Origin of the sequence: Microcoleus sp. AT8-B5 (genome assembly GCF_036705565.1) — a bacterium.
In the GTDB taxonomy this organism is placed as follows: domain Bacteria; phylum Cyanobacteriota; class Cyanobacteriia; order Cyanobacteriales; family Microcoleaceae; genus Microcoleus.
On the sequence record NZ_JAUBUY010000028.1, the window covers coordinates 42,700 to 52,925 of the forward strand.

The following is a 10,226-nucleotide window of genomic DNA, read 5'->3' on the forward strand; positions in this document are numbered from 1 at the left end:
ATATCATATTTTCAAGAATAGTATTATCTGATTTTATACAGTATCCATTTGCCTTGTTTGTCGGCGATTTCCCCTTGAATATTTGGATGCCAGTCAGTACGAGTCAGGATATAATCGGCATGATAGTTTTTGGCTACTTTGACTAAATCCGCACTGCTGCGGCGGATGAAAAAGTCATTTCCTCCCCAAATCATTTGCGGGTTTAAGGGAACCCCTAAAACAGCTTCCATGCGATTTTGCCATTCTTTGATGCCTTTTTCGGTAAAGGGGAAGTTTTTGAAGTTGACGACAATCGCCCTTTCGGAGAAAAACTGGAAGCTGGTAACTGAGGGTGGAATTAATACGAGTGAATCGGGGCTGCTACTTTGCGAAAATCGCACAGCTAATTTGCTTAAGTCGTCTCTGGGAACGGCATTGATATTAACTCTTGTTTGAAATACATTTAATATAGGTTTGGGCAGAATTCCTGCTATTCCACAAACTAAGGTGGCAGTAGTTATTAAGGCTAAGGTGTGAGTTAGAGTTTGTTTGATAGATGTAGCTAGGGATGTTTTTTCTAAAATGAATGGGAAGGCGAGGATTGAGAAAAAAACTGGGATGCTAATTATTCTATCGCCCATTATTTCCCATGAATCAGTCACCGGATATATCAAGCTGAAAATTACCGTTCCTGCTGCTAAAATCCACAACAATATATTATATCGTTTGGGAAATACGTATTTTTTTGTTTGCCAAACTGATAATCCTAGGAAAATGATACCCCTAAAAGGCAAAGTTAGTACAGCTAACAGCAACAAGCTAATAGCTATGTGTTTTTCTCTGTAAAGTTGCTCGACCGTCAAAGCAACAGCAATAAATATAATTAGTTGAGCAAAAGGTACGGTTCTAGCTAACTGTAGTTTTGCGATAAAAGCCAGCGGGTAAATTTCTACAAATATGTAATTTAGAAACAGTCCCAAAATGGATGTAGTAACAATTATATAAAAATTAACCTTGTCTTCTTTGGACAATAAATCGGAATTTTTGATGCACAGTAAGCCACCAATTATGAAACATATAAAGTTGAACCAATTCCCCAAATACCAATTTGACGGGAGGATGTGGTGGGGGTTGCGGACTTTTGCGTGAATGTAGACAAAATCGGCGTTGTCGATAGTTTGAGTGCTGGTAGTACCTGTTAATAACATCGGTACGTAAACGATACTTGCCATTGCTGCTAAAAGTGCGATCGCCAAAATCAATGTTTTGAAATTCCGCTGTCTTACAGATTCAATAAATAAAACGGGAACCATCATCAATCCCGGCAACAAACCCACTAAGAATTGCAGCAGACAAGCTAGTCCAAAAAAGAAATATCCAGTCAGCCATTTCTGGCGCAAACTAAAGTAAATTCCCCAGATTGCGAAACCCATTGCGAAGATACTGGGTACTGATTTAGTGGAAAATATCAGCGTGTTACCAACATCGGTAAATGAAGCGGCTATACATAAAAAAGCCATCGCTGCTGCTGGCAGTTTGGAATTAGTATAGATATTGAGAATTGCGTAGCAAGCTAGGACAAATGAACCGAAGGCGAGGAATTGATAAATAAAGTGCGCTAGGGGAATGCTTGTTCCTAAGTTGGCGAGAAAATAGATAATATAATAATAGTAATATCTCGGATTAAATTTCACCATTTCCTGAACGTAATAGTCATTTTTGTAGAGTTCAGGATTTAACATAAATTGAATAGGCGGCACTTCTGGGAAATTGCCTCCAATGGGGAAAATATAGCCAGTAGCCATCAGGGAGCCGATGATGACAAAAGTATAGAGAGATAGATTAAAATACCAGTGGGATTTTTGATGTTTTTGCATTGACGGTTCAATTTATCTACTGACAGCCAAATTGTTAATCTCCAGTTGACATTGGTTTGTTAAATCCTGTTGGCTGCTACTCAATACCTCAAGCAGCAGATAAATGGGATTTTTGCCTTCAACTAATAGATTTAAGGCGAGATAACTTTTTTGACTATAAGCCATCTCTGCTGAGTCTACTAATTTACCTTGCTTGTCCCACAAAGTCAAGCGCAGGGCAACTCCCGGACATTGTTGGTTAGGTAAATTGAGTTTGCCGGTAACTTTTACTTTATCTGAAATGGAACCTAAATACAGAAAAGATGTATCGAGTTTCTTGCTGTTTTTAATTGGATGAGTTACAATATTATATAGGTTATCCGATTCTTGACTTACTGAATAATTGGCACTTGTGTAGATTGATTGATGCAAACTAATCCAATCTAACTGCGTGCCTGGTCGATCGACTATTTGTCGCTGCATTGCATCCAGAGTCCTAACTGCCGTTGCTGTATCAGTCGGCCGCATCCTCCGGTAAACGCTGAGTGTCACGCCGTTTTCTAGCTTAAACTGTTCCGGTAGCAATTGGAAATCGCGGGCAATTTCCCAGTTTTGAGTAAAGGCATCGTACACAACTTTAACAACATCTTGTTCGTGCGATCGCAAAACTTGTTCGTCAGTCGCTAACACCTGCTGAAAAGGTACAGCAACCACCGCATATTGTGACTGCAACAACTCCGGTAGCGGGTAAGTATCGCGCGAGTCAATTTGCGGCCTCCCGATTGTATTTAATCTCCACCAACCCTCCGGCGGGTTTAATTTTCGGTTAGCTTGTCTGAGGATATTAGCATTAAAACTGTTAGAAGCACCGGCAATATAAATTGGTTCTTCGTTGGGTGCTAATTTTCGCAGAAACTCTACTAATTTTACAACTTCGTCGTAGTCCGATCGCACTAACGGCGGAAAATTACCCACAAACAGTCTTGGCAAATCTATTTTGAGAGGAATTAACCCGACTCCGGCATTCAAAACCAGGTACAAACCCGCCGCGCCCAGCATGAAATACCGGACTTTTCCCTTGAGTGTCAGCCAAGTTGTCCAGAAAAATGTGGAGAGTCCCAAAAGTGCGATCGGTGTAATATGAATTGTATAGTGCAAGTAGCCATAACGCAACACTAACAGCCATTCAATCAGCGACAAAACCCCAAACAGCGAAACAAAAATAGCCGCCGCCGGAACCAGCATTCGAGTCAGAATTCCCGCCGAAAAACCAATCAGTACCAGCAGCCAAGTTCCCAAACCGTAAAAATCCGCATAACGAGTTAAAATATCATTTACAGGCAAACTCCAAGCGACATACAAATTGCGGTAGTCAACCGTCAGAGCACTGCGAGTAAAATCCCCCGCTACCAACATTAAAATAATCAAGCTAGTTACAGCTATCAAGCCCAATTTTACAGCGGATTCAAACAAATTTTTCCAACCTTTGTTTTGAATACTTTGAAATAGCAATCCTAAATGACTTGTGGGATGGGCTTCTAGCCCGTCCCGGCTAAAAGCCTGAACCATTGTGATAACTGCCTTGGGATTGCTATACTGTACAATAAACTCGATGAAAGCCTGTAAAGTCGCGGCACCAAAAAATGCGATCGCACTATAAGCAAAATGGCGCCGCAACAGAATCGCCGCCGCCAGCAAAAACCCAATCAACGGGATTTTCCACCAAGATTTCAGCGTGACATCCTGCAAATAAACCAAAATTGCCAAGGCTACAAACACACAGCCGCCAGTATCCAGATATCCCCGCAGAGTCGGTATCCAACTCATAGGAATTAATAAACTCAGCAGCACAGTTGACCAAAATACCCGGCGGGGATAAACTGGAATTAGCTTTGCAGAAATTGCCCCCAGCAACAGACGAAACGGCAGCACATAAATCAGGGATACACTGAGAATGTAACTCAGCCGAGACTCGCCAAATAAGAGAATAAACGGCACTAACGGCAGAGAAATTAATAGGTTTTTTTCCTTAGATAGCGATTCTATAACTCCGCGCCATGCTTTATCTGGCGACTCTCGAAATAAATTTGCCGTGTTGACTGTAGCGGTATTGTATCCCGCGTAATCCCACCAATAAAAAGTATGTTCGCTGGATACATAGATTGATGTTACTGCAACTGTGAGGAGAACAAGTAAAAACAGGAAAAACCCATCAATTAGAAATTTTCGAGGCAATTTAAAAGAAACAACATCAAATACTTCCATCACTCTAGCAACCCTCAATCAATTGTATAGTCCTGGACGCACGGGTAGTCAGAAACCGGGTTTTTTTGCCAAAATCTTGCATCAAAACTTTTAATTTCGGTAAAAACCCGGTTTCTTTGGTATGGATGCGCGTCCAAGATTGTTACCTTAAAACACTACCTTGCAAAAAAACGTCCAACTTTTCTGCATATTGCCGATTCGCGATCGCACTTGGATGAAGGTCATGAGGTAAATTATTATTGGCAGGTATTTTCAAATCAACAGAAATATCCACCGTAGAAATTCCCTCCTGACTTAACTCCCCCAACATCTTAGCAGAACCGACATTAATTCCGGCCACAACTAACTTAACACCATTAGCCTCTGCCACCCGGTGAAACTCTTGAATAATTGCCTTAGAAACCTCATGGCTTCTATACAATCCCTCTTCAAATTGATTGTAATTAACCTCCAAAAAATGGCTTAATGCAGAAACCCGCATCAGCGGGAACTCGCGATATTCAAGTTTTGCCATTTTGTAGGTAAAATTATTTTCTCCATTCAGCCTCGCATCGGGCTGAAATAGAATACCGAGTTTATTCCAAGCAGCCATTTGCTTTCTTCTCGCCCTTAACAAAGTATTGCGGCGGTTATGAAATCCCGCATAAGCAATCACCGCAACTTTGGGTTTATTTCCTTGTTTGAGTGCTTCTTTAAATTGAATCAACGAGTGCAGCGTGCCGTAGCCGTTAACGCCAAAATTCACTATTTCATATTTGGGTAATTTCTCTTGCAACAACCAAGCATAAGTTTCGCTGTCATTCAATGACCAACCGTAGGTAAATGAACAGCCAAATATCCAAATTTTATGCTTTTTTGACGAAGAATTGTAAGTAGTGAGGGGATGTGTTATTCTGAGACTATTATTGAGGTGAGTGGCATTAAATGAGTAATTGCCGTTAAGTGTCACTTTGAATTGACCCGGCAAATGCTTGTAGCCAAGTTCTGAGTCTTTGGTAAAAAAGTTACCTTTGGGTTCGACGGCAACATCAACATTTTCTATTTGCCAGGGTTTGTATCCCGCAACTCGCAAGACAATTTCAGCCGTGGTGGTGGATAAAAAAATTGGAAAAATTAGATATGTTATTAATCTGAAAGCAACAGTTTTAGCAAAATCTTTTTCGATCATTAACATAATATGAAACGTCAGCAAAAGTATAATAAACTGCCATGCCAGTATTCTCTAGTTCATGGATCTAATTTAATTAGATTGAGCGCACCAATATCAGCAACGGGCTAGAAGCCCGTTCCACAATAAAATCTACTCTTTGTGGAACAGGCATTTTGCCTGTTCTTAAGAATGGTGCCACATCTCAGTTTAAACTCACATCTTGCACCAATATCAGCAACGGGCTAGAAGCCCGTTCCACAAAAAATAAACTTGATTGTGGAACGGGCATCTTGCCCGTTCTTAAAAAGAGTGCAAAATATTGGTTTCAGCTAATTGAGTGATTCCTAATAACCAGGCTCTTCCTCGTACTCAGGAGTCTTAGTTTTCTCAGGAATATTCACGCGAGGAGCCTGGTAAGGCTTCGGTGCCTCATCATCAGCCCAAGCATCAGCCTCCACATCATCTTCGTACTCCACCACAGGCTGCTTCGGGCGAGAAATCTCGGCGCGAGTGTATTGTGGCTTCGCCTCGTACTCCTCCTCCTCGTAATCGTCCTCCTCGCCGCCCCAATTATCCTCTTCGTAATCCTCGTAATCGTCGATGGGCTGCTGCTGTACCTGCACCGCGCGCATCGGCGGCTGGCGAACCGCAGGCCGATTCCACTCTAAATCCTCATCCCAAGGAACTTCCTCCACAGCAGGCGCAGCTACGCGGCTCCGCATTTCCGGTGCAGGTATCCGCACGCCTGGGCCCAATTGATTTCCCGTAGCCACGGGTTTCGGATAATAACCTGCCTCGTCCTCTTCTCGTTCCCAAGGTGCTTGGCCCAAACCAACGCGCTCCAGCAAACCCACACTAAGCTGCCTGAGCCTTTCCTCGGAACCTTCAAACACAATCAAGCGATTCGGGCCGCTGCTGACAATTTCTTCAATCCCCAACTCGTAAGTGCTGAGAACTTGGTCGGGGATTTGGGGGATTCCCAGGGAAGCGATAATTATAGAAACTAACTTACCGTCTTCGGGGTCGAATCTAAAGCCCCGCACCCTACCCAAAAGTTCGCCGGTTTCGGTAATAACTTCGCTGTTAATCAAAATGCTGTAGACTTCAACATCAACATCATCTTCGATCGCGCTCTCATCTTCCACCAACAGCACGTCGCCGATTTCACTGACATTGCTGAGGAACATAAACCTCGGCATTCCAGCGACCGCAAATATATTATCACGCAGACCGATCGCCACAACTTCCCGCCGATCGATGTCCACCCACAATTGACTAACCACCCCCAAGCGTTTACCTCTGTCGCGGGTGATGACCTGAGTGCCTAGAATATCGGAGCGTTGGCAGATTTGTTCGGATGTCATTCTAACTTTAATCCTGATTTATTAAGTACATATATCACTCAACACGAGCGTTAACATAAACTCCGGGACTACAACTTCAGCCCTATGACTTGAGTATAAGCTCCCCGCGCTTGAGTAACGCCAATTGTACGCTCAGCCGATTGAATCATAGGTCGCCGCAAACTCACAACAATAAACTGGGCTTGTTCAGACTGTCGTTTTATCATTCTAGCTAATCGCTCCACATTTGCCCCATCCAGAAACATATCCACTTCATCAAAAGCGTAGAACGTAGACGGGCGGTAGCGTTGCAGCGCAAAAATAAAACTCAGCGCCGTCAACGACTTTTCGCCTCCAGACATGGAAGCCAGCCGCTGTACGGGTTTGCCCTTCGGGTGAGCCACCAAATTCAAGCCACTGCTGAAGGGGTCTTCCTGGTCATCTAGCTGGAGATAGCCATCGCCTTCGGAAAGTTCCGCAAAGATAGTCTGGAAGTTCTCGTTAACCGCGTCGAAAGCTTCTTTAAAAGCGCGCCGCCTGAGTGTGGTAAAATTTTCGATTCTCAACAGCAGTTCAGTGCGTTCTCCTTCCAATGTCGTCAATTTTTGACTTAATTCTTGAAGGCGTTCTTGAGTGCGGTTGTACTCTTCCAAGGCTAGCATATTGACTGGTTCTAAAGCTTGAATGCGCTTGGCGATCGCCTTTACTTCCTGCTGCAATTCCGTCAAATTGGCTTTCTCGACATTTTCAGGAATTGACGGCACGGGGTCGGGCATTTCCGCCCGCTGCGTTTCCAAGAGAGTGCGGATGGCGGCTAATTGTTCCCGGCGTTCTTGCTGGGTTTCGTGCAGTTTTTGCAACTGCCACTGTAACTGTTGTTTGGCTAAATGCTGTTCTCGCAATTGAGATTCCGCCCGATCGCGCTCTCCCTTTTCCACGCCCAATTTTTCCTCAATTTCCCCCAAAGTCGCCTTAGCTGCGGCAATTTGTCCATCGAGTTCTAACTGCTGCGAAACAATGCGATCGAGCGCATCCGCCCCCGCGTTTTGCTGCACTTGCCATTCCTGCAATTTCTCGCTGCCTTCCTTAATTTTCTCTTCCAAGCGCCCGAATTGATTTTCCAAGTCTACAAGGCGCTGCTGGACGTTTCTCAGAGCCAATTCTCGCTCTTGGAGTTGCGCTTCCAAAGCGCGCAAACTCGATTGCATTTGCTGCCATTCGCTGTGACTGTTCGACTCTTCCAACTGCGCCAAAGTTTGCCGGTACTGCTGCAATTGAGTTTCCTGTGCCGGCAATTCTCGTTCCAGCAACTGCAATCTCGATCGCGAATTAGTTAATTCCTGTGTATTTTTCGCAATTTGCGATCGCACTTGTTCCTGTTGCGCTTGCAAATTCTTAATTTCTGAATCCAACTGTTCCAAGCGCAACTGATGTTCGCGCAAATTTTGTTTCGCTTCCATCAATTCTTGGCTGCGAGTTTTGACTGCAACAGAGGCGCGATCGATCGCAATTTTGCACCGTTCCAATATCCGCTCAATTTCCTCCAACCTTTCTTGCAAAGACGCGATCGTCCTGGCTTCACTAGCAGCCTCACTAGCCTCAACCGTGCCAAAATGTAAGGTAGATCTATTAGTAGAACTTCCCCCAGTCATCGCCCCGCTAGTTTCCAAAATTTCCCCGTCCAAAGTGACAATCCGGTACTGTCCCAAATAGCGGCGAGCATCGCTGAGGTTGCTAAACACAACCGTACTGCCAAAAACGTAAGCAAAAATTTCCTGATACCGCGAATCGCAGTCAATCAAATTAACAGCCGCATCCACAAACCCAGCCGCGCGCCGCAAATTTTCATTCACCGAATACCTGCCGCCCCTAATCTTATTCAAAGGCAAAAACGTCATCCTTCCCGCCCGTTTTTGTTTCAGCAATTCGATCGCAGCAGCAGCCACGCTGTCATCTTCCACCACCATATTTCCCATACGCCCGCCCGCCGCAATTTCCAGCGCCAACTGATAGCGCGGTTCTACCCTACCCAGTTGAGCCACCAAGCCACAAACTCCGCCAATCCCGCTTTGCGCGACAATTTTTGCAGTAAACGTTCCCGTCGCTTCTTGCAGTGCTTGAAACTGCACTTCTAGCTTGTCTAATTTGCGCTGTCTTTCCCGCTGTTCTTCCAACAAACGAGTTTGAGTTTCCTGTTGCAGTTGCAATTCTTGTTCGGCTTCGACTAAAATCTGATTCAGCGATTCTACTTGCAAAGATGCCACGCCTTTGGTTTCCACAAGGCGAGATTGCTGCTCTTTTTTCGCTGCAATTTCCTGTTCCAATACTTGCAGCGATTGGTTTTGTTCTTGAATTTGACTTTGCAGGCGATCGGCTCTTTCGCCAATGGTAGCTTGTTCTGTACGCTGCGGTTCCAAAGTTTGTTGAATTGTTTCGATTTGGCGGTGCAGTTCCGTTTGCTGCTGTACCCAAACTTCTGCCGTCGAGGCGATCGCATTTGCAACTTCCCGACTTTCATCTAAACTTTGCTGGGCTGCGTCCCGCTGTTCCTGAAAACTCCCCTGCTGAGACTTAACATAAGATATTTCTATCTCAATTTGCTCCAAACTTTGCCGGAATTGCCGAACTTCTTCCTCGGTTTGTGCTATATTAGCCGCCATTTGCCCAGCAGTTTTTTCCAAATCCTGTTTGCGGTTTTGCAGTTGTCGCCGTTCCGCTTCCTGAGTCGCAATCGTCGCTTGCAAAGCCAACAATTCCGACTCTCCCAAAGCTTTAACGCGGGCATTCAGCGCGTCTAGTTCGGCGGTTGCTGCTTGAATTTGGGTGCTAATTGTTTGCAGTTGTTCGGTAAGAGATGCCGAAGTGCGATCGCCCGTTTCGATTTGTTCGCGCAGTTTCCATTCTTGCTGCTGCAATTGCCGGAATTTCAGCACAATTTCCCATTGCGACTTTTCTTGAAATTCCGCCCGCAGCTTTTGATATTTTTCCGCTTTTGTGCGATCGGAAGCAAGTCTATCGCGCTGAGACATCAGCTCTTTTTCTACAATCCTGCTGCGTTCTTCCACCTCCTTAACTTCATCCAACTTCTGCCTAGCTAAAGAGATTTTGCGATCGAACTGAGCCACCCCAGCCAATTCGTCAATGATTTCTCTGCGTTCCTTAGAATTCATCGAAATAATGCTGGTAACGTCTCCTTGTAGCACGACGTTATAGCCTTCGGGATAAATTCGTAAGCGGTTGAGTTGTTCGTGAAGTTGAGTCAGCGTGCAAGGTTGGCCGTTAATGTAATAAGTTGAAGTGTAAGTACCTTGGCGAGTTACCCGAAGTTTGCGCGTTACACTCCACTCATCCGATTTTGGATTTTGGATTTTGGATTTTTTATTAGTAGCGAGTAGTTGTCCGTTGTTGTCTTGACTTGCTGCGATTTCAATCTCTTCTACGTCTTCAACAGATAACTCATCCGATTTTGGATTTTGGATTTTGGATTTTCGATTGGCAGATGATTGGCCGTTGTTGTCTTGAGTTTCGGCAATTTCTATCCCTTCGACTTCCTCTGCTTCAACAGATAACTCATCCGATTTTGGATTTTGGATTTTGGATTTTCGATTGGCAGATGATTGGCCGTTGTTGTCT

Annotated in this window: 5 protein-coding genes; all 5 read right to left on the bottom strand. The window is 44.5% G+C overall.

Annotated elements, in window-relative coordinates:
- Positions 1-23: 23 nt before the first annotated feature.
- Positions 24-1,856 (bottom strand): DUF6798 domain-containing protein, encoded by a 1,833-nt coding sequence (locus tag QUB39_RS19110; protein ID WP_333243181.1) that lies wholly within the window; start codon positions 1,854-1,856, stop codon positions 24-26.
- Positions 1,857-1,868: 12 nt separating this feature from the next.
- Positions 1,869-4,100, bottom strand: coding sequence for a hypothetical protein (locus tag QUB39_RS19115; protein WP_333053481.1), 2,232 nt, complete (start codon positions 4,098-4,100; stop codon positions 1,869-1,871).
- 142 nt (positions 4,101-4,242) lie between these two features.
- Complete coding sequence (locus QUB39_RS19120; RefSeq protein ID WP_333053363.1) at positions 4,243-5,268, bottom strand: SGNH/GDSL hydrolase family protein; 1,026 nt, start codon at positions 5,266-5,268, stop codon at positions 4,243-4,245.
- Between the two features lie 326 nt (positions 5,269-5,594).
- Positions 5,595-6,614 carry a PRC-barrel domain-containing protein gene (locus QUB39_RS19125; RefSeq protein WP_333210372.1) on the bottom strand — a complete coding sequence of 340 codons (1,020 nt, stop codon included), beginning with the start codon at positions 6,612-6,614 and terminating at the stop codon, positions 5,595-5,597.
- A gap of 68 nt (positions 6,615-6,682) precedes the next feature.
- Positions 6,683-10,186 (bottom strand): chromosome segregation protein SMC, encoded by a 3,504-nt coding sequence (smc, locus tag QUB39_RS19130; protein WP_445243115.1) that lies wholly within the window; start codon positions 10,184-10,186, stop codon positions 6,683-6,685.
- Positions 10,187-10,226: the final 40 nt, after the last annotated feature.

Excerpts from the sequence above, each read along its gene's own strand:
- QUB39_RS19110 (WP_333243181.1), bottom strand. The coding sequence starts at position 1,856 with ATGCAAAAACATCAAAAATCCCACTGGTATTTTAATCTATCTCTCTAT.
- QUB39_RS19115 (WP_333053481.1), bottom strand. The coding sequence starts at position 4,100 with ATGGAAGTATTTGATGTTGTTTCTTTTAAATTGCCTCGAAAATTTCTA.
- QUB39_RS19120 (WP_333053363.1), bottom strand. The coding sequence starts at position 5,268 with ATGATCGAAAAAGATTTTGCTAAAACTGTTGCTTTCAGATTAATAACA.
- QUB39_RS19125 (WP_333210372.1), bottom strand. The coding sequence starts at position 6,614 with ATGACATCCGAACAAATCTGCCAACGCTCCGATATTCTAGGCACTCAG.